Consider the following 19900-nt stretch of genomic DNA (forward strand, 5'->3'; position numbering starts at 1 on the left):
CGCGTTACTCCTTCTCGAAGACGGGCAGCCCTTGCCACCAGGTGAGCCGTACCCGCTCGTCGCAGGCCCACGGGCCGGGGCCGGCCAGGCGGGTGAGCAGGACGGGGCCCTCGTCCAGGCGGACTCGGGCGATCACGTACGGGGGTTGGAAGTCCTCGGACGGGGCGCGGCGGACCTCGGTGAAGGTGTCCACGGAGCCGCCTCCCTCCGCCTCGCGCGGGGCCAGGTCGGCCGAGCCGCAGCCGAGGCACAGCGGCCTCGGGTAGTGCTGGCGGCGGCCGCAGGCCCGGCACTCCTGCAGTTCCAGGCGGTCAGCCACGGTCGGCTCCCAGCAGCACGGTGGCGTGTGTGGACAGGATGCCGCCGGTGCCGTGGGCCAGCGCCACCTCGGCGCCGGGCGCCTGGCGCGGGCCGCACTCGCCGCGCAGCTGCCGGACCGCCTCGACCAGCAGGAACAGGCCGAACATGCCCGGGTGACAGTGGGACAGGCCGCCGCCGGTGGTGTTCAGCGGGAACGCGCCGCCCGGCCCCGCCTCCTTCACGAGGTCGCCGGCGCGGCCCGGCTCGCAGAAGCCCAGGGCCTCCAGGGTGAGCAGGACCGTGATCGTGAACGAGTCGTACACCTGGGCCACGTCCACGTCGCCCGGTGAGAGGGCGGCCATGGCGAAGGCCCTCCGGCCCGCTTCTGCGGCACCGGTGTCCAGGATGTCGGGGGCCTGGGACATGCTGGCCGTCGCGGTGGCCTCGCCGTACCCGAGGACCGTGACGGGGAGCTTCGGCAGGTGGCGGGCGCGGTCGAGGGCGGTGAGCACGATCGCGGCGCCGCCGTCGGTGACCAGGCAGCAGTCCGCGGCGGTGAGCGGCGTGGAGATCATGGGCGCGGCGAGGACCTGCTCGACCGTCAGGGGACCGGCGGCGTGGCGGTAGGCGCGCGGGTTCAGCAGCGCCCACTCGCGGGCGGCCACGGCGACCTGGGCCAGGTCGGCCCGGCTTCTGCCGTACTGGTGGAGGTAGCGCTGGGCGGCCATCGCGTAGTAGGAGATCGGGTAGAGCGGGCCGTACGGGGCCTCGTGGGTGGTCTGCGGGACGTCGCCCTCGTGGACGCCGGACAGGGAGCGGGTGCGGGCGCTGCGCTGGTTCGAGCCGTAGGAGATCAGCACCGTCGCGCACTGCCCGGCCTCGATCGCCTGTACGGCCCGCGCCACGTACATCTCGAAGGCGGACCCGCCGGCGAACGTGGAGTCGGTCCAGGCCGGGCGCAGCCCCAGGTACTCGGCGACCTGGGTGGCGGCGAACCTGCCCACGCCCGCGGTGGCCAGTCCGTCGACGTCGCGCAGGGTGAGGCCGGCGTCGGCCAGGGCGCGGGTGGCCGCCTGGGCCTGGAGTTCGAGCGCGCTCCTGCCGGTGACCCCGAGATCGGACTCGGCCGCCCCGACGATGGCCACCGCGGTCATGGCCGCCTCTTCACCACGGACGTCGCGGGGGCCACGGCGACTCTGGGGTTGTCGCCGATGACCTCGACCTGCTGTTCCACCGTGAGCAGGCCGTCCTGCTCGGCCACCACCCGCCCGGTGCAGCGCACGGTCTCGCCCGCGAACACCATCGAGCGAAGCCGGAAGCTCATGCGGGTGATCCGCGCCCTCGGGCCGAGCCAGTCCTGTAGGTGCTCGGCCAGGAGCGCGCCGAAGAGCTGGCCGTCCACGACCGGCGCCGGCAGGCCCCTGTCCGCGGCGTAGGCGGAGTCGTGGTGGAGGCGGTGCCAGTCCCAGGTGGCCCCGGCGTACGCGATCATGCCGGCCCGGTCGATCTCGCGTTCCAGAGGGGGGATCACGGGGCCTCCAGCGGCACGTAGATCAGGGTCTCCTCGTTGACGGCCAGCAGGTCGGCGTGCTGGTTGGTGTAGGTGGCGGTGGACGTCACGAAGATCTTGCCCGCCTTGCGGACGATGTCGCCCAGGCGCCAGGTGACGGTGATGACGTCGGCGGGCCGTACCGGCTGGTGGAATTCGTAGGTGTTGCCGCCGCGCACGAGGCGGGTGCCGGGGAAATCGAGGTCCCAGGTGTGGCCGCAGTAGCCGTCGGGGTCGCGGGACAGGCCGGTGAACTGGTTCGTCTCGAAGATCAGGGTGGGCGGGGCGATGACGCCGTCGTAGCCGTGCTCGCGGGCGTAGGCGTCGTCGGTGTAGAGCGGGTTGGCGTCGCCCACGGCCTGGGCGAAATAGCGGATCGCGGCGCGGCCGAGCTCTTCTGGGGCGGTGTAGGTGACCTCGTTCACCGGAGTACCGCCGTGGGGACGACCTCGATGAGGAACTCGGGGCGGAGCAGAGCCGTGCAGACGACTGAGGTGAGGGCCGGGCGGTTGGGGAAGTGGCGCTCCCTGACCGCCACTATTTCCGGATATTTCGTGATGGCGGGTGGGGTGATGTATTCGACCAGTCTGACCACGTCCGAGCCGGTCAGGTTCTCCTCGCGCAGCACGGCGGCGATCGCCGTGTAGGTGTACTCGGCCTGCGCCACCAGGTCCCCCTCGAACAGCGAGCGCTGGGTCGCCGGCTCCAGCGCGCCGAAGCCCGACATGAACAGCGTGCCGCCCGCCGCCACCCCCGGCTTGTACGTGAGCGTGTCGTAGCGTGTCCAGCCGGGGTTGACGGCGCGCAGCGGCAACCGCGAGCCCACCGCGTCCAGCGTGACCTTCGCGCCCTCCACGGCGGCGCGGTCCACCAGAATCCCAGCCGCGCCCGGATGCACGGGCCGCCCGTCGCTACCCTCGCCGCCCAGCAGGTCCTTGCGGGGGCGGCCGCAGCGCGGGTAGTCGGCCCGGGTGGCGGTCGCGGTGTAGTCGGTGGTCTGCACCAGCCCCTCCGGCCCGATCCCGGCCACCTTGAGCAGCTCGGCCGCCACCTCCAGGCAGGAGCGGTACTGCTCGCCGAACCCCGCCGACAGGTCGGCCGGGACGACGGCGGGCAGATACACGATCTCCCCCGCCACGGTCACCACGCCGCGGCCGGTGGCGAACCGCTCGCCGCCCCCTCGGCAGGCCGTCACCTCGACGGCCACCTCGTGCCCGTCCTCCAGCACGCCCTCGACCGCGATCGCCGACAGCGTGACCCCTTCCGGCCTGGCCGCCGGGTCCGGCCGGGCGCTCGCGTACTCCCGCACGTGCACCGCGTCCGCCCACGTCAGCCCGAGCGCGCCCAGCGCGACGCGGGCCCGTTCGTAGGCGTCGCGGGCGTCGGTGCCGGTCAGCGCGGGCAGCCGCACGGTCCTGTCCCTCACATCGGCTCCTCCATCACGCTCAGCTCCTTCACCAGGTCGTCGAGGGCGGGCAGTTCGTGCAGGCGCAGCGCGAGGTTCACGGCGCGCTCGCTCAGCCCGTTTTCCAGAGCCTTGCCGGTGACCAGGCGGTCGATGCGGGGATCGCCGGGTCCGCCCGAACCGCGCGCCACCTCCGCGACCACCCTGCGCCCGTCCGTCAGCAGCGCGCGCAGCCGTCCGTGCTGGTCGGCCGCGGGGCCCCGGCGCCCGGATGGCACGTGCCGTACCCTCGCGGCGAGATCACACACGTCGGCGCGTCCGGGCCGGGCGAACGTGCGCGCGGTCAGCTCGCCGTCGACCAGCATCGCCGCCACGCACCAGGCCAGGCTGAACTTCGCCGCGTACGGCGTGCGCGGCCGCTCCTTGCCCGCCCCGCACACCAGCGCCGCGGCGTCGTCGTGGACCTCCGCCTCGATCTCGGCCACCTCCTCCGCGGCGGCCAGCCCCCGCAGGACCTTCGCGGCGTCGACGGCCGCGTGCAGCAGCCGGCAGGCGGGATACGGCTTGATCGTGATCCGGCCGACCTCCCAGCCGCGCCCCAGGTCGCCGAACGGGTCGACGCCCGGGCGGCCGAGCAGCGCGCCGTACAGGCCGTGCTCGCCCTCCACCACCGTCGCGGGCCCGCTCGCCCCCGCCCGCGCCAGCCGCGCGGCCAGCACCCCCGCCTGGGCGGCGAAGCCCGGGTGGAGCTGTTTGGTGGAGGCCCCGGTGTTCAGGAACTCCAGCAGGCCACCGGACATGCTGCCCGCGATGCCCAGCGCGGCGACCGCCTCGCGGTGCGCGAGCCCGTACAGCCGGGAGGCGACGAGCGCGGCGGCCAGGGGTCCGCAGGCCGAGGTGGCGTGCAGGCCACGAGCGTGAAATCCATGCGGTACGGCACCGCCGAGCCGGCAGATCGCCTCATACCCGGCGAGGGCGGCGGTGAGCACCTCGGCCCCGCTCGCCCCGGTCTCCTCCCCCACCGCGAACGCCACCGGCAGCACCGGGGCGGTGGCATGAACCAGCCCCCGGGCATGGGTGTCGTCGAAGTCCAGCGCGTGCACCAGCGCCCCGTTGGCCAGCGCCGCCGCCACCGCCCCTACCCGGCGCCCGGTCCCGAACACCGTCGCCTCCGGCGGCCCGCCCATCTCCCCGGCAACCCGAACAGCAGCCCAAGCCCCGCCGTCCCGCACCACCCCGCCGTCCCGCACCACCCCGTCGTCCCGCGCCGCTCCGTCTTCTCGTGCCGTCTCCCCCGCGGCCCCTCCGGGCCACGCCCTTGTGTCCGCCCCGGGCCACGCCCTGTCCCGCGCACCGTCTTGGGAGGCTGCCTCCGGCCGTTCGCCTTGCCCCGCGGCCGCGGCGGCGCAGCCGAGGCCGTCGAGCAGGTGCCGCAGGGCGGCGGCGCGCGCCTCGTCGGGGACGTCGTCCAGCCGGAGCCCCAGCCCCCACGCGACCAGCGTCTCGGCGGCCGTCATCCCGGCTCCCCGAAAGCGCCCGCCCCGGCCAGGGCTTTGACGTGCGCCTGCGTGTATCCGAGCAGCCCTCGCAGCACCTCCTCCGCGTGTTCTCCCAGCCGGGGCGCCCGGTGATGCCCGGCCGGCTCGCCGCCCACCCGCACCGGCGACCGGAGCTGCAGCACCCGGCCGTAGCGGGGATGGGCGGTCTCCACCACCAGCCCCCTGGCCGTGGTGTGCTCCTCGGCCAGCGCCTCGTGCACGGAGTTGACCGGCCCGCACGGGATTCCGGCCGGCCGCAGCACCGCCAGCCACTCGTCCACGGTCCTGGTCAGGAAGACGTCGGCGAGGGCGGGCAGCAGCCGGTCGGCGTTGCGCCTCCGGCCGGCGAAGTCGGCGTACCCGGGATCGGTGTCGAACGGCGCTCCGAGGATCGCGGCCAGCCGCCGCCAGAACTTCTCCTTGGCGCATCCCACGACCAGCCACCCGTCGGCCGCGGCGAAGTTCTGGAACGGCACCAGCGACGGATGCGCCGACCGCGCGGTCCGGGCGGGCTCGTAGTCCGTGTTCAACGCCCAGGTCCCGACATAGGTGAGCATGGTGATCGCCGTGTCGTACAGGGACAGGTCGCAGTCCAGCCCCACCCCGTCCCTGCGCGCCGCGTGCACCCCGGCCACCAGCGCGAGCGCCGCGACCAGCCCGCCGGAGTAGTCCACCAGCGAGAGCCCGGACTTGGCCGGCGGACCGCCGGGTTCGCCGGTCAGCGTCATCCATCCGGCCAGGCCCTGGAGGATGTAGTCGTAGCCGGGCTCGGCCGCACGCGGCCCGGTCATCCCGAACCCGGTCAGCGAACAGCAGACCACGCGGGGGTTGAGATGCCGGAGATCGGCGTAGGTGAGCCGCATCTTGGCCGGGACGTCGCCGCGCAGGTTGGAGTAGACGGCGTCGCCGTGCCGTACCAGATCCTCGAGGACCTCCCGCCCCGCCGCGCACCCCAGGTCCAGCGCGATCGACTTCTTGTTGCGGTTGAACGTCTCGAAGAACAGCGAATCCCCGCCCTCCGCATACGGCGGAACGTACCGCCCCACATCGCCTCCGGCCCGGGGGTCCTCGACCTTGATGATCTCCGCGCCGAGGTCGGCGAGGTGCACGCTCCCGAACGGCCCGGCGCCGTACTGCTCCAGGCTGATGACCCTGACGTCCTCCAGCGGCCTCATGTCAGCTCCTTGATGAGCGCGATGATGCGGGCCTGCGACTCGCGCACGGCCTCGGGCGGCCGGCCGTACACGGGCGGGGTGAGCTTGATCGTGGTGGCGAGCCCGCGGTAGGCGTCGATCCCCGCCGCGACCTGCGCGGGCGTGCCGGCCAGCGCCAGCCGCTCCACCATCCGATCCGGTACGGCTGCCGCCAGCCCGTCGGCCGGCGTCCCCGAGCGAAAGGCCTCGATGACCGCCTCCTGCTCTTCGGCCAGACCGTGGAAGGCGAAGAAGTCGCGGTAGGTGGCGACGCTGGCGTAGAAGCCGAGGACGCCCTTGGCCTGCCGGCGCGCCTCGGCAGGGTCGGCGTCGATGGCGCAACAACCCGAAACCACCACATCCACCCCCGGCCCGGCGGGCAACCCCGCTCCCGGGTCCGCCCACACACCGGGCGGCACGTCCGCCCCCGAGTCCTTTCCTGGATCCGGGCTGTTGCCGTGGTCAGGGGCTGGCGCCCGGCTCAGGTTGGGCAGGACGTGCTCGCGGACGTAGGCGGGCGAGCACAGCTCATGCGAGATCCACCCGTCGGCGATCCGCCCGGCCAGGCGGGTGAGCTGGGGCCCCACGGCGGCCAGGTAGATGGGGATGGCGGCACGGACCGGCCGGTGCGGCCGCCGGAACCCGCGCAGGTCGGCGCGCCGCGTCTCCCCCTCGACGACCGGCGGCGTACCCGCGACCACGGCCCTGATGATCTCGACGGTCTCGCGTAATCGGGTGACGGGACGGTCGGCCGCGACGTGATGCCAGCGCTCGTTCAGGCGGCGCGCCCCCACGCCGAGGCCGAGCACGAACCGTCCGCCGGTCAGCTCGTCCAGGTCGAGCGCCTCCAGGGCCAGGGTCAGCGGGCTGCGGGTGAAGGCCAGCGCGACCGCGGTGCCGACGCCCGCCCGGCTCAGCACCGGCGCGACGGCGGCGGCGGTCACGGTGGCGCTGCGGTGCAGCTCGGGCAGCCACACCACCTCGGCCCCGGCCTCCTCGGCGGCCCGCGCCGCCCCGGTCAGTTCGGCGAGCGTCTCGCCCCACGGGCCGTAGGTGATCCTCATGTGGTCATGGGACCGTTCTTGGCCTGGGGGAAATAGTCCTTGTCGTGCGGGGCGTCACGCTTGTACACCATGACCGTCCTGGTCCAGGACATGATCTCGTCGCCGTCCTGGTTGAGCCCGCGCGTCCGTGCCGTGACGATCCCCGCGTACGGCCGCGACCGCGACTCCCGCTTCGCGGTGACCAGCGATTCTGCGTAGACGGTGTCGCCGATGAAGACGGGTTGGGTGAGCTTGATGTCCTCCCAGCCCAGGTTCATGATCGCGGTCTGGCTGACGTCCATCACGGACAGTCCCAGCACGATCGCCACCGTCAGGCCCGAGTTCACGATGACCTTGCCTACGGGGGCTTTGGCGGCGAAGTGGGCGTTGAAGTGGTTCTGGTTCGTGTTCATCGTGAGCAGCGTGAACCACGTGTTGTCGGCCTCGCTGATCGTGCGCCCCAACGGGTGCTGGTAGACGTCGCCGACCACGAAGTCCTCGTAGTAGCGGCCGATGGCCGCCTCATGCACGGTCACCTTCGCCACGTTAATCGTCAGACGTTTTCCCGGTCAACGCCCCACACCCACCCCCTCCCCACCACGCCGAACCCACCACCCCCGAGAACCCACCCCCAGCCCCACCGGCACCCGCACCGGCAGACACCGCAGTCGATCACGGCCCGCCACCCAAGCACGTGTTCCTCCCACGCGGGCCACACCCCGCACGAGCGCCCATCCAACGCAGGATCCACCCGCGCAGGAGCCGTCCCTCGCGTGGACACACCTCGCACCGCCCCGGGGCCGGCTTGTGTGCGTGGGGCCGGTGGGCTTAGGGCTGGTGGGTGGTTTCTGGGGTGCGGCCGGACAGCTTGGCCACTACGTCGGCGATGCGGGTGGCGCGGTGGAGTTCGGCTCGGTGGAAGGCGGGGCCGACGGAGCGGGCCACCACGATGTGGAGTTCGGCGACGGGCAGCACCATGAGGCGTAGGTCGGTGCCGGCTCGGGCGGCGGGGCGCAGGGGTGGGTCGGGCAGGTCGAAGGCGGAGGGGGCGGCCAGGCTGGCATGCCGTACCACTCCGTCGGCCAGCGCGAGCGCCCAGTCGGCCCCGCACAGGCCGGGCAGGGCGTCCACCAGCGTCGCGAGCCCGCGCGCGGGGTCGGCGGCCACCTGCGTGAGGACGTCGTAGTCGGGCGCGGAACCCGGGACCTCCTTGGTCGGCCAGCAGCCCTCCACGCGCACGCCGGGCGCGCCGGACAGGCGCTCGCTCACCTCGCCCGCGGCGGCCGGCCAGTTGACGGTGAACTCGTCCAAGGCCCGACCGGCCTCGCGTTCCAGGACGGTCACCTGAAGGATGTCGGCGCCGAGTGCGCCCAGTGCCCTGGCTACCTGGCCCAGTCCACCGGGCCGGTCCGGCAGGGACACTCTGATCCGAAGCAGCATCGTCCGCCCCCTTTCGTGAGGGTCCACGGTGCCGTGTCGAGGTTTCCACCACGTTCCACGGAGATGTCACGCATGATGCGGCTATCTCGCATTATTGCTGGTCGAACATCTGGGTGTAGAGCCGTTCCAAGGCCACCACGACCGCGCCGCGCAGTACCGGATCGCCCTCGACCGTTCCGGGCACCACCCGCGTGGGCAACGGGATCAGCGCCGCCAGCCGCTGCTCCACCCTGGCCGCCAGGTCTTCTCCTCCGGCCCTGCCGATGGTCCCCGCGAGGATCAGAACACCGGGGTCGAGCACCGCGCAGACGGCCCGCGCCCCGAACACGATCCGATCGGCCAGCGCGTCCAGAAACGCGGGTGGCGCCTGCCTGACGACCTCACCAAGCTCCTCCGCCCCCAGCCGCCCCACGGCCAAGCCACCTGCCTGTCGGGCATCGGGTGAAGGGGTGCGGGGCGTGCGAGCAGAAGGCCAGGAGATGGCGGCCGAACTGCCGAGCGTGGGGTCAGAAGCTCCGAGTGGTGCGACCGCGCCGCCGGGAGCGTGGGGCGCGGAGGAGCGTTCCGGCGACGCGGAGGTGCCGCCCGGCGGGTTGGGTGTGGCTTCGCGTGGGGTGGGAGGGGCCTCGGCGGGGGTGGAGGTACCGGTGGGTGGGGTGAGGCCGTGGGTTTGGGCGAGGGTCAGGAGGGCGGGGGCGGCTACCAGGTCGGGGAAGGTGGAGCCGGTCAGACCCAGGGGGAGGTAGGAGATTTCGCCGGCGCCGCCCGATCGGCCCCGGTGCAGGCGGCCGTTCAGGATGACGGCCATGCCGACGCCCGTGCCCAGCGACAGCAGCGCGAACGTGGTTTCGCCCTGGGCGGCGCCGAGGCGGTGTTCTGCCAGGCCCACCAGGTTGACCTCGTTCTCGACCAGGACGGGCAGGCCGCCCAGCCGGGCGCGCAGGCCCGGCAGGAGGTTGGCGTGCCAGGTGGGCAGCGCGCCGACGTAGGAGACGTCGCCGGTCTTCGGGTCGATGAGGCCGGGGGTGCCGACCACGACGCCGTCCAGGCGCCCGGGGTCCAGGTGGGCGTCCAGAAGAGCGGCGGTGATGGTGTCGAAGACGAGCTGGTCGGGTTCGGCGGCCGGGTCGAGGGGACGGCGGGCGGAACCTACCTGGTTGCCCGTCAGGTCGTTGACCGAGGCCAGTACCTCGCCCGCCCGCACCTCCACGCCCGCCACGTGCGCCCGGTCGGCGACCACGCCGTAGAGGACGGCGTTCGGGCCGCGGCGCCGGGCAGGGGACTCCCCCACCGGGGTGATGAGGTTGCCGGCCTCCAGGCGGTCCACCAGATCACCGATGGTGGCCCGGGAGAGCCCGGTGCGCTGCTGCAGCTCCGCTCTGGACAGACTGCCGTGCTCCAGCAGCAGGTCGAAGGCCGCCCGGTCGTTGATGAGGCGGGCGGTGTGGGGCGAGGCGGTGCGCGGCATGGGCCAAGATGTACCACATAGCCTTTCTTTCTGGATACCATCCTGTTAATTTGCTGGCATGAGCGATCGATACGCACTCCTCGTCCCTGCTCCCCGGCACGCCGCGGCCCGGCCCGGCTCGTTCACGCTCGACGCGGGCACGCTTCTGCACGCGGAACCCGAGGTCGCCCACCTGGTACGGCGCCTCCTGCACCCCCTGAACCTGCCCCTCGCACCGGGCTCCGCACCCGAGGGGGTGCTCTCGGTCCGGATCGAGGACGGCGGGCAGGCCGAGGGCTACCGGCTGCGCGTCTCCGGCGACGGCATCGCGATCACGGCGACGGACCTGGCCGGCGTACGGCATGCCGTACAGGCGCTGAAGCAACTGCTCACGGCGGACGCGTGGCGGGCGGCGGCGCTGCCGGGACGGTGGGAGGCGCCGTGCGGCGAGATCGAGGACGCGCCCGCGGTCGGCTGGCGCGGCGGGATGCTCGACGTGTCACGACATTTCATGACTAAGGGGGCGGTGCTCAAGTACGTCGACCTCCTCGCCATGCACCGCATGAACCGCCTCCACCTCCACCTCACCGACGACCAGGGCTGGCGGGTCGAGAGCCGCCGGCACCCGGCGATCAACCGCAGGTCCACGCACCGGCCCGACACGCTCATCGGCCACCGGCGCCACTCCAACGACTACGACGGCACCCCGCACGGCGGCTACTACACCCTCGACGACCTCGCCGAGATCTCCGCCTACGCGGCGGAGCGCGGCATCACCGTCGTGCCGGAACTGGACCTGCCCGGCCACGCCTCCGCCCTGCTGGCCGCCTTCCCCGAACTGGGCACCGGCAGCCGCGAGGTGCTCGGCGGCTGGGGCGTCTCGGCCGGGGTGCTCAAGCCGATCCCCGCGGCCGTCACGCTGGTGTGCGAGCTTCTGGACGAGGTGCTGGAGGCCGTCGACACCCCGTACGTGCACCTCGGCGGCGACGAGTGCCCGACCGAGGACTGGCCGCTCGACCCCGAGGTGTCCGCGCACATGGCCGCGCTCGGCGTCACGCGGGCACGCGAGATGCACGGCTGGTTCCTGCGCGAGATCGCCGAGCACCTGGCCACGCGGGGCAAGCGCATGATCGTCTGGGACGAGGGCTTCCAGAGCGGCGGCGTGCGCGCGGACTCGATCGTCATGTGCTGGCGCGGCGACGCGATCGCCCGCCAGGCCGCCGCGGCCGGGTACGACGTGGTCCGCGCCCCCACCTACCCCACCTACTTCGACTACGACCAGTCCACGCTGCCCAGTGAGCCGCTGTCCATCGGCGGCCCGATCACGCTGGAGGACGCGGCGACGTTCGAGGTCCTGCCCGGCGCCTGGTCGGAGGAGGAGCGCGGGCGCGTGCTGGGCGGGCAGTTCCAGGTGTGGCGCGAGTACATCCCGGACGACCGCCACCTCGACTACATGACCTTCCCGAGGGCGTGCGCGATCGCCGAGGCCGTGTGGTCCGGCCGCCCCGCCGACTTCGCCGACCTGACCCGCCGCCTGAGCGAGGCCCACCTGGCCCGGCTGGAGGCCGCGGGCTGCGAGTACCGCCCGCTCGACGGCCCGCGCCCGTGGCAGACCGGCGGCACCGGCCGCCGCACCCGCGAGACCGACGACCCGCACCGCACCCGCGAGAACTGGCTGGCCTGGCGCGCCCAGCTTCCCCCCACCGACGTGCACGTCTCCGCCGTCGACCGTCCCTCCTAAACCTCTCCCATAAGTTACGGCCCAGCCGCCCCGCCCCCACCCCGCGCACGGGGCTGGGGGCACTCCAGGAAAACGGCAGCCAGGCCGCGCGGGGCGGGCCGCCGTAACGCCCGCCCCGTGGACCGGCCAGGTGGCCAAGGCAAAAGAGCAGTGGGTCAGGGCTTCAGGCCGGTCAGGACCGCGTCCAGGCGGCGGTAGCCCTCGCCCACCCCGCGTTCCATGGGTGACCGGAGCGCCACATCCCGCACCTCCCGCGACGAGTACGTGATCGTCGTGGTCAACGTGGTCCGCCCGCCATGCTCGTCCAGGGTCTGCGTGGTCAGCGACTCCCCCTCCACCCACTGGTCGTCGTACGACTCGGTGAACACCAGCCGCGACTCAGCCACGATCTCCCGATAAATCCCGCCATGCGCCATCTCCGCCCCACCGGGCCCGGCCGACACGAACCGCCACGCGCCGCCCACCCGCAGGTCGATCTCGCACCGCACGATCTGCCACCCCTGCGCCCCCATCCACCGCGGCACCAGCGCGGGATCGGTCAGCGCCGCCCACAGCAGGCGCCGCGGCGCGTAGAACGGGCGGATCATGATGATCTCGGTCTCGCCGAGCGCCTCGACGGTGAGCGTCACGGCCGCTCCTTCAGCTCGTCCAGCAACGCGTCCAGCCGCGCGTAGCTCTCCTGCCAGAAGTCCCGGTAGTTCTCCAGCCAGTCGGTGGCCTCCTTGAGCGGGCGGGCCTCCAACCGGCAGGGACGGCGCTGGGCGTCGCGCCCGCGCGAGATGAGCCCGGCCCGCTCCAGCACCTTCAGATGCTTGGAGATCGCGGGCTGGCTCATCGCGAACGGCTCCGCCAGCTCGCCGACGGTCGCCTCCCCCGCGCGCAACCTGGCCAGGATGGCCCGGCGGGTCGGATCGGCCAGCGCGGCGAACGTGGCGTCCAGATGTTCATAACTGTCCAGTTCCATAACTAGACGGTTTTATATGACGTCCGCATGCCGTATGTCAAGCGGATCTGACCACCTGCGGACCCGAGCCGGTCGAGCCGCGCACGATCAGCTCCGGCTGGAAGACCAGCTCGGAGTGCCGCGGCGGCGCGCCGCCGAACGCCTCCATCAACGTCTGCACCGCCGCCGTCACCATAGCCCTGATCGGCTGCCGGACCGTCGTGAGCGGCGGGTCGGTGAACGCGATCAGCGGCGAGTCGTCGTAACCGACCACCGAGACGTCGCCCGGCACCGAAAGGCCGCGCTCGCGGCAGGCGCGGATCGCGCCGAGCGCCATGAGGTCGCTGGCGCACACGATGCCCGTGCAGTCCTGGTCGAGGAGCTGGGCGGCGGCGGCCTGACCGCCCTCCACCGAGAACAGCGAATGGGCCACCAGGCCGGGACCGCCCACGGCCTCCCGGTAGCCCTCGATCTTCCTGATCACCGGGACGAACCGGGCCGGCCCCGCCGCCAGGCCGATGCGCGCGTGCCCGAGGTCCACGAGATGCTGGACGGCCAGCCGCGCCGCCAGCCGGTCATCGGGGGAGATGAAGGGCGCCGGCACGTCGGCCGCGTAGCCGTTCAGCAGCACGATCGGCACGCCCTGGCCGATCAGCTGCACATAGCGGTCGGAGCGCGCGGCGGTGTCGGCGTGCAGGCCGGACAGGAAGACGATGCCGCTCACCCCGCGCTCGACCAGCAGTTCGGTGAACTCGTCCTCGGCCGCGCCGCCGGGTGTCTGGGTGCACAGCAGCGGCGTGTAGCCGTGCTGGACCAGGGCGCGCTCGAAGGCCTGGGCGAACGCAGGGAAGATCGGGTTCTCCAGTTCGGGCGTCACCAGCCCGACCAGTCCGGCACTGCGCCGGCGCAGGCGGGGCGAACGCTCGTACCCCAGCACGTCGAGCGCGGCGAGGACGGCCTGCCGGGTCGCGGGCGAGACGCCCGGCCGGCCGTTGAGCACTCTGCTCACCGTGGCCTCGCTCACCTCGGCCTGGGCGGCGATGTCGGCGAGCCTCACAGCTTCGTGGCGCCCGCGGTCAGCCCCGTCACCAGGTGGCGCTGGACCAGCAGGAAGACCGCCGCGGCCGGGATCGCGATGAGCGCGGCGGCCGCGGTGAGCAGCCCCCAGTCCGACCAGTGCTGCCCGACGAACTGCTGGAGGCCGACACCGAGCGTGCGCTTCTCCTCCTGTGACATGAACACGGTCGCGTAGGCGACCTCGCCCCAGGCGGTCATGAAGCAGTAAAAAGCGGTGACGGCCAGGCCGGGGCGGGCCAGAGGCAGCACCACCCGCCAGAACGCGCCGAAGGGGCTGAGCCCGTCGACCATCCCGGCCTGGTCGATCTCCTGCGGGATGGTGTCGAAGTAGCTCTTCATCATCCAGGCGCAGAACGGCACCGCCACCGTCATGTACGCGATGACCAGCCCGGGAAGCTGGTTGAGCAGCTTGAGCGAGGCCATCAGGTTGTACAGGGGCACGATGAGGATCGCCACCGGGAACATCTGGGTGATCAGCAGCAGCCACATGACGCCCCGGTAGCCGGGAAAGCGGAAGCGGCTGATGGCGTACCCGGTGGTCGCGGCCAGGAACACGCCGAGCAGCATGGTCAGCCCGGCGACGAGCACCGAGTTGAGCAGCCACGTCGGGAACGCGGTCTCCGACAGCACCCGGCCGTAGTTGCCGAGCGAGGGGCTGTTGAACAGCTCCAGCTCGGTCGAGAGCCAGCCGTCGCGCGGCTTGAGCGAGGTCAGGATCAGCCACACGACCGGGAAGATCGAGATCAGCGAGGCGACGATCAGCGTCGCGTGCAAGGCGATCGACGCCAGCGGGCCTCTCTCGCCCCTCTTATGCTGCTTTTTCACCACACCTCCCCGGTCTTGCGCAGTGCCCGCCGGTAGCCGAACGCCATGAGCACGAGCAGCAGCAGGATGATGACGCCCCAGGTGGCCGAGCCGGAGTAGTTCCTGACGCCGGTGAAGGCCTCGCGGAAGGCGTAGGTCACCAGGATCTCCGTCTCGCTGCCCGGTCCGCCGCCGGTGACGAGGAAGATGACGGGGAACATGTTGAACGTCCAGATCGTGCCGAGCAGGATCACCGTGCTGGAGACGGCCCGCAGCGACGGCAGCGTGATGTTGGTGAACCGCTGCCACGGCGAGGCGCCGTCCACCTCGGCCGCCTCGTACAGCTCCTTGGGGATCGACTGCAGCCCGCCGAGCATGGCGACCATCATGAACGGCACGCCGAGCCACACGTTGACCGCGATCACCGCGATCCTGGCGGTGAACGGGTCGTTCAGCCAGCCCACCGCGCCGATCCCGGCCGCCTCCAGCATCGCGTTGATGACGCCGTAGTCGCTGTTGTAGAGGTAGCGCCAGATGAACGCGGCCACGAACGCCGGGATCGCCCACGGCAGGATCAGCAGCACCCGGTAGACCGAGCGGAAACGCAGCTTGCGGTGCAGGAGTACGGCCAGCCCGAGCCCCAGCCCGTAGTGCAGGGCCACGCAGGCCACGGTCCAGGTGACCGTCCAGCCGAGCTTGGCCCAGAACAGCCCGCTGCCGAGGATGTCCAGGTAGTTGTCCAGTCCCACGAACTCGTAGCGGGACGGGATGACGTTGACCCCGATCGTCCGGCCGACGTTGGCCTCGGTGGCGTCGGTGAGCGACAGGTAGACGCCGCGGGCCAGCGGCCAGCCGATCAGCACCGCCATGACGATGAGCACGGGGGCCACCATCGCCCAGGCGTACCAGTGGCGCAGCCAGGCCCGCCGCCCTGCCGGCACACGCTCAGATGTGCCCGAGTCCGGCACCGGTCAGCTCCAGTCCTTGAAGATGCCGCGGTACTTCTCGTCGACCGTCTTCACCATCTGCTCGGGCGTCTCCTTGCCGCCGACCAGCGCCTGGTAGCCCTCGAGCAGCGGCTGGAACAGCTGGCCGCCCTCGGGGATCCACGGCCGCGGCACGGCCGAGTCGAGCACCGGCTTGAACACGGTGACGTCCTTGTTCGCGGTGACCGCCGGGTCGGTGAAGGCCGAGGTACGCGGCGGCAGCAGGCCGAGCTTGCCGGACATCTTGGCCAGGCTCTCCTTGGAGGTCATGAACCTGACGAACTCGGAGCTGGCCGGGATGTTCTTGGACCCGGCGTAGATCGCCAGGTTGTGGCCGCCGGTCGGGGAACCGGCCTTGACGCTGCCCGCGGGGACCGGCGCGATGCCCAGGTTCGCCTTGTCCTTGAACTCCGCGCCCTGGTAGATCTCCGACAGCGCCCACGGGCCGTTGTAGATCATCGCGGCCTTGCCGTCCTTGAAGGCGGTCATGGCGTTGACGTAGCTGTCCTGTACGGCGGGCTTCGCGGCGGCCCCCGAGGTCACCAGGTCGGAGATGGTCCGCATGGCCTTCACGTTGGCCGGGGAGTTGACCACGATCTTCTTGGCGGCCACGTCGAGGGTGTCGCCGCCCTCGCCGTACATGAAGGGGAGCAGGAAGTAGGCGTCGACGTTGAGCGCCAGGCCGGTGACGCCGGCCTTGGACTTGACGTCGAGGGCGAACTGCTTGAGCTCGGTGACGTTCTTGGGCGGCTCGGTGTGGCCGGCCTTCTCCAGGAGCTTCTTGTTGTAGAGCAGGGCGAGGGTGTCGGTGACCTGGGGCACCGCATACGTCTTGTCCTGATATTTCGTGCTACTGAGGGGTCCGGGGAGGAAGTCCGCCTCGTTGTCGATCGCCCGAGATCCGTCGAGCGGCTGCAGGTAACCCAGCGAGGCGAACTGCGACGTCCAGGCCACCTCGGCACGGATCACGTCGGGCGCGCCGGTGCCCGCCTGGGCGGCGGTCTGGAACTGGTTCTGCGCCTGGTCGAAGGGCACGTTGACGTACTTGACCTTGATGGCCGGGTACTTGCCCTCGAACTCCTTGATCAGCTCCTGGAAGACCGGCCCTTCGCTGTCGGGCCTGGTGGTGTCCCACCAGATGATCTCGCCGCTGATCTTCGACGGGTCGGCGGCCGACTGCGCCGGGGCGGGAGCCGCGCTCTCACCACCACCACAGGCGGAAACCGCCAGCGCAAGGGCCGCCACGACCGCCGCAGCAGGGAAGGCTCGCCGCATGGTCCATCTCCTCAAGTACTCGAAACCGGGGTCAAGCAACCGGGACGTTACGCTCGCATGACCAATTTCGGAAGAACTTTCTGCAAGGTCTGCAAACTTGTTACATCTGAGGCCTCGATCTTCGGCGCTCTTGCTGCAATCTCCTGCAAGGCATTGCAAGGCCCTCCGCAAACGCGTACGTTCCGGGCAACGTCCTCCCTTTCTCCTGGAGTGCCTGTGAGCTCCCGCCCCGCCTTACGCACGCTCACCGCCCTCGCCCCGGCCGCCGCGCCGCTCGCCGTACCGGCGGGCAGAGGTATCGCGGGCAGAGGTACGGCGGCGCCGGCCGGCGGACCCGTGACGACCCCGCCGAGCGACCGGGCGCAACCGGGAGACGAGTCGCCGGCCAGGGACGCCGCGCGGAACGAGCTGTCACGCGAGCGCTTCTCCTTCGCCATGACCGAGAGTGGAACGCCCCGCTGCCTGCGTCCGGTCGCGACGCCTTCGGTGTCTACTGGAGGGTGCCGCCGGCCGACGGCGCGAAGGGACTGAGTACATCGTGCACAAGGGCGAGGAGACGGACCAGCCCGCCGACCAGCGCCTGGACGGCGACGAGGTGTGGAAGCTGTCCGGTGCCGACGGGTACGTTCTGCCGCAGCGGGCGGGCGGCGCGGACGTGGACCTGAAGAAGCTGCGGGCCCACTGGATCGCCCGCGACACCGTCGTCTGGCGGCCCCGCGACGACCAGGCCGGCGACGACACCCTCAAGGCGATCGAGTCGACGACCGGCACGGTCAAGCGGCTCATCCGGCTGCTGCCCGGCACGCTCACCGACGCGCAGAAGGCCAGGTGGCCGCATCTCAAGGCGCTGCCCGCGTACACCGTGGACCCGCGCGACGCCGCCCTGGTGCCCGAGGCGCTGCGCGGCCAGGTGGCGGCGGTCGAGCGCGACGCGGACGGTCGGCTGCTGACCGCGACCGGCGTCCAGCTGCCCGGCGTGCTCGACGACCTGTACGCCACCGACGAGCCGCTCGGCTACACCGGCGACCGCCTCGCCCTGTGGGCCCCGACCGCCCAGCGGGTAGGGCTGGCCCTGTACGACGGCGACTCGCAGGCGTACACGGAACACGCCATGCGGCGGGAGGCGAAGACCGGCGTGTGGTCCGTGCGCGTCCCCCGGTCCTGGCGCGGGCGCGACTACACCTACCTCGTCACCGTCCACTCCCCCGCGCACGGCGGCGTCGTCACCAACGAGGTCACCGACCCCTACAGCCTGGCGGTGGCCGCCGACGGCGTGCGCAGCAGGCTCGCCGACCTGGACGCGCAGCGCCCGCCCGGCTGGACGGACCTCGCCAAACCCCCGCCCAGACCCGCCAAGACCATCTACGAGCTTCACGTACGCGACTTCTCGGCCGCCGACGCCACCGTCCCGCAGGACCTGCGCGGCACCTACCGGGCGTTCACCGGCGACGGCGCGGGCATGCGGGCGCTGCGCGACCTGGCCCGCGACGGCCTCACGCACGTGCACCTGCTGCCCGTCTTCGACCTGGCCACCGTGCCGGAGCGCCGCGCCGACCGGAGCGAGCCGCCCTGCGACCTGGCCGCGCTGCCACCGGACTCGCCGCTGCAGCAGGAGTGCGTCGCCAAGACCGCGGCCAAGGACGGCTTCAACTGGGGCTACGACCCGCTGCACTACACCGTGCCCGAGGGCTCGTACGCCACCGACCCCGACGCGCGTACCCGCGAGTTCCGCTCGATGGTGGCCGGGCTCAACCGGTCGGGGCTGCGCGTGGTCATGGACGTCGTCTACAACCACACCCACTCCACGGACGTGCTGGACACGATCGTGCCCGGCTACTACCACCGGCTTCTGCCCGACGGCACCGTCGCCACCTCCACGTGCTGCCCGAACACCGCGCCCGAGCACGCCATGATGGGGCGGCTCGTGGTCGACTCGGTCGTCACCTGGGCCCGCGACTACAAGGTGGACGGCTTCCGCTTCGACCTCATGGGACACCACCCGAAGGCCAACATCCTGGCCGTGCGCCGGGCCCTGGACGCCCTGACGCCCGCCAAGGACGGCGTGAACGGCAAGGACATCCTGCTGTACGGCGAGGGCTGGAACTTCGGGGAAGTGGCCGACGACGCCCGCTTCGAGCAGGCCACGCAGGCCAACCTGGCCGGGACCGGGATCGCCACCTTCAACGACCGGCTGCGTGACGGGGTGCGGGGCGGCGGGCCGTTCGACGCCGACCCGCGCGTGCAGGGTTTCGGCTCCGGCCTGGCCGGCGATCTCAACGGCGGCCCGGCCAACGGGGACGCGGCGGCGCGCCTCGCCCACTACCGGGACCTCATCATGCTCGGGCTGACCGGCAACCTGCGCGACTACGTGCTGCCCGACGGGCGTACCGGCGCGGACGTGCTCTACAACGGCCACAAAGCCGGATATGCCGCCCACCCCTCCGATGTCGTGACTTATGTGGATGCGCATGACAACGAGACGCTCTACGACGCACTCGCCTACAAGCTCCCGCCCGCCACGGACATGGCGGCGCGGGTGCGGATGCAGGCGCTGTCGCTGGCCACGGCGTTGCTGGGGCAGGGGACCGCGTTCGTGCACGCCGGCAGCGAGCGGCTGCGCTCGAAGTCGCTGGACCGCAACTCCTACGACTCCGGCGACTGGTTCAACCGCCTGCACTGGGACTGCGCGCGGGGCAACGGGTTCGGCGCTGGGCTGCCGCCGAAGGCGGACAACGAGGTCAGATGGCCCTACGCGCGGCCGCTGCTGGCCGATCCGGCACTGCGGCCGGACTGCGCGGCCATCTCCGCGGCGCGCGAGCGGTTCGGGGAGTTCCTGCGCATCCGGGGCTCCTCCCCGCTGTTCGCGCTGGGCGCGCGGGCGCGCGAGCGGGTCTCGTTCCCGGCCGCGCCGCCCGGCGTGATCGCCATGCGGCTGGACGGCACCGGCCTGGATCCGCGCTGGACCGCGATCACCGTCGTCTTCAACGCCACCCCCGAGACGCGCGGCGTGACCGTGCCGGAGCTGATGGGCACCGCGACCACGCTCCACCCGGAGCAGGCCGACCCGGTGGCCGGGCGGTCCCGCTTCGACGCCGCCACCGGCACGCTCGCCGTACCGGGCCGGACCGCCGCGGTCTTCGTGAGCGCCCCCTAGAATCC

General features: G+C 72.2%; 20 protein-coding genes. 3 read left to right on the forward strand and 17 right to left on the reverse strand.

Annotated features, from left to right (window positions below):
* Nucleotides 1-4: 4 nt before the first annotated feature.
* The 11 genes from ACFWY5_RS24535 to ACFWY5_RS24585 all read right to left on the reverse strand — a co-directional run bounded on the left by ACFWY5_RS24535 (nucleotide 5) and on the right by ACFWY5_RS24585 (nucleotide 9936).
* Nucleotides 5-319, reverse strand: coding sequence for a Zn-ribbon domain-containing OB-fold protein (locus tag ACFWY5_RS24535; RefSeq protein WP_379634552.1), 315 nt, complete (start codon nucleotides 317-319; stop codon nucleotides 5-7).
* Nucleotides 312-1454 (reverse strand): acetyl-CoA acetyltransferase, encoded by a 1143-nt coding sequence (locus ACFWY5_RS24540; RefSeq protein ID WP_379634554.1) that lies wholly within the window; start codon nucleotides 1452-1454, stop codon nucleotides 312-314. The genes ACFWY5_RS24535 and ACFWY5_RS24540 overlap by 8 nt, the downstream gene beginning before the upstream one ends.
* Nucleotides 1451-1831: a MaoC/PaaZ C-terminal domain-containing protein gene (locus ACFWY5_RS24545; RefSeq protein WP_379634556.1), complete on the reverse strand. Its 381-nt coding sequence runs from the start codon at nucleotides 1829-1831 to the stop codon at nucleotides 1451-1453. The genes ACFWY5_RS24540 and ACFWY5_RS24545 overlap by 4 nt, the downstream gene beginning before the upstream one ends.
* Nucleotides 1828-2274 (reverse strand): MaoC family dehydratase N-terminal domain-containing protein, encoded by a 447-nt coding sequence (locus tag ACFWY5_RS24550; protein ID WP_379634558.1) that lies wholly within the window; start codon nucleotides 2272-2274, stop codon nucleotides 1828-1830. The genes ACFWY5_RS24545 and ACFWY5_RS24550 overlap by 4 nt, the downstream gene beginning before the upstream one ends.
* Nucleotides 2271-3275, reverse strand: coding sequence for a RidA family protein (locus ACFWY5_RS24555; protein WP_379626569.1), 1005 nt, complete (start codon nucleotides 3273-3275; stop codon nucleotides 2271-2273). The genes ACFWY5_RS24550 and ACFWY5_RS24555 overlap by 4 nt, the downstream gene beginning before the upstream one ends.
* The gene (locus tag ACFWY5_RS24560; RefSeq protein ID WP_379634560.1) at nucleotides 3272-4771 is read right to left on the reverse strand and encodes an MmgE/PrpD family protein; all 1500 of its coding nucleotides are present in this window, start codon (nucleotides 4769-4771) and stop codon (nucleotides 3272-3274) included. The genes ACFWY5_RS24555 and ACFWY5_RS24560 overlap by 4 nt, the downstream gene beginning before the upstream one ends.
* Nucleotides 4768-5967, reverse strand: a complete 1200-nt coding sequence (locus ACFWY5_RS24565) for a CaiB/BaiF CoA transferase family protein (RefSeq protein WP_379626573.1) — start codon at nucleotides 5965-5967, stop codon at nucleotides 4768-4770. The genes ACFWY5_RS24560 and ACFWY5_RS24565 overlap by 4 nt, the downstream gene beginning before the upstream one ends.
* Complete coding sequence (locus ACFWY5_RS24570) at nucleotides 5964-7049, reverse strand: LLM class flavin-dependent oxidoreductase (RefSeq protein ID WP_379634563.1); 1086 nt, start codon at nucleotides 7047-7049, stop codon at nucleotides 5964-5966. Before ACFWY5_RS24570 ends, ACFWY5_RS24565 begins: the two co-directional genes overlap by 4 nt.
* A complete protein-coding gene (locus tag ACFWY5_RS24575; RefSeq protein ID WP_379634565.1) occupies nucleotides 7046-7564 on the reverse strand; it encodes a MaoC family dehydratase in 519 nt (172 codons plus the stop codon). The genes ACFWY5_RS24570 and ACFWY5_RS24575 overlap by 4 nt, the downstream gene beginning before the upstream one ends.
* Before the next feature lie 292 nt (nucleotides 7565-7856).
* A complete protein-coding gene (locus ACFWY5_RS24580; RefSeq protein WP_379634567.1) occupies nucleotides 7857-8468 on the reverse strand; it encodes an ACT domain-containing protein in 612 nt (203 codons plus the stop codon).
* A 91-nt stretch (nucleotides 8469-8559) separates the two neighbouring features.
* On the reverse strand, nucleotides 8560-9936 hold the full coding sequence (locus ACFWY5_RS24585; RefSeq protein ID WP_379634569.1) for an ROK family protein: 1377 nt from the start codon (nucleotides 9934-9936) through the stop codon (nucleotides 8560-8562).
* Nucleotides 9937-9994: 58 nt separating this feature from the next.
* Here ACFWY5_RS24585 and ACFWY5_RS24590 point away from each other — a divergent pair, with 58 nt between their 5' ends.
* Nucleotides 9995-11656: a beta-N-acetylhexosaminidase gene (locus ACFWY5_RS24590; protein WP_379634571.1), complete on the forward strand. Its 1662-nt coding sequence runs from the start codon at nucleotides 9995-9997 to the stop codon at nucleotides 11654-11656.
* A gap of 155 nt (nucleotides 11657-11811) precedes the next feature.
* On the opposite strand, the gene ACFWY5_RS24595 is transcribed toward ACFWY5_RS24590, so the two are convergent.
* The 6 genes from ACFWY5_RS24595 to ACFWY5_RS24620 are packed head-to-tail and all read right to left on the reverse strand — an operon-like array spanning nucleotide 11812 to nucleotide 16741.
* Nucleotides 11812-12285 (reverse strand): SRPBCC domain-containing protein, encoded by a 474-nt coding sequence (locus tag ACFWY5_RS24595; RefSeq protein ID WP_379634573.1) that lies wholly within the window; start codon nucleotides 12283-12285, stop codon nucleotides 11812-11814.
* On the reverse strand, nucleotides 12282-12620 hold the full coding sequence (locus tag ACFWY5_RS24600; RefSeq protein ID WP_379625411.1) for an ArsR/SmtB family transcription factor: 339 nt from the start codon (nucleotides 12618-12620) through the stop codon (nucleotides 12282-12284). The genes ACFWY5_RS24595 and ACFWY5_RS24600 overlap by 4 nt, the downstream gene beginning before the upstream one ends.
* A 37-nt stretch (nucleotides 12621-12657) precedes the next feature.
* Nucleotides 12658-13656, reverse strand: a complete 999-nt coding sequence (locus ACFWY5_RS24605; RefSeq protein ID WP_379634575.1) for a LacI family DNA-binding transcriptional regulator — start codon at nucleotides 13654-13656, stop codon at nucleotides 12658-12660.
* Nucleotides 13653-14501 carry a sugar ABC transporter permease gene (locus ACFWY5_RS24610; RefSeq protein WP_379625407.1) on the reverse strand — a complete coding sequence of 283 codons (849 nt, stop codon included), beginning with the start codon at nucleotides 14499-14501 and terminating at the stop codon, nucleotides 13653-13655. The genes ACFWY5_RS24605 and ACFWY5_RS24610 overlap by 4 nt, the downstream gene beginning before the upstream one ends.
* On the reverse strand, nucleotides 14498-15421 hold the full coding sequence (locus tag ACFWY5_RS24615) for a carbohydrate ABC transporter permease (protein ID WP_379625405.1): 924 nt from the start codon (nucleotides 15419-15421) through the stop codon (nucleotides 14498-14500). The genes ACFWY5_RS24610 and ACFWY5_RS24615 overlap by 4 nt, the downstream gene beginning before the upstream one ends.
* Before the next feature lie 30 nt (nucleotides 15422-15451).
* Nucleotides 15452-16741: an extracellular solute-binding protein gene (locus tag ACFWY5_RS24620; protein ID WP_379625403.1), complete on the reverse strand. Its 1290-nt coding sequence runs from the start codon at nucleotides 16739-16741 to the stop codon at nucleotides 15452-15454.
* Nucleotides 16742-16957: 216 nt separating this feature from the next.
* Between ACFWY5_RS24620 and ACFWY5_RS24625 the strand changes: the two genes are divergently transcribed.
* Nucleotides 16958-17272 (forward strand): hypothetical protein, encoded by a 315-nt coding sequence (locus ACFWY5_RS24625; protein WP_379634577.1) that lies wholly within the window; start codon nucleotides 16958-16960, stop codon nucleotides 17270-17272.
* 7 nt (nucleotides 17273-17279) lie between these two features.
* On the forward strand, nucleotides 17280-19895 hold the full coding sequence (pulA, locus tag ACFWY5_RS24630) for a pullulanase-type alpha-1,6-glucosidase (protein WP_379634579.1): 2616 nt from the start codon (nucleotides 17280-17282) through the stop codon (nucleotides 19893-19895).
* The last annotated feature ends 5 nt before the right edge of the window (nucleotides 19896-19900 follow it).

This window comes from Nonomuraea sp. NPDC059007, assembly GCF_042740555.1.
Classification (GTDB): Bacteria; Actinomycetota; Actinomycetes; order Streptosporangiales; family Streptosporangiaceae; genus Nonomuraea.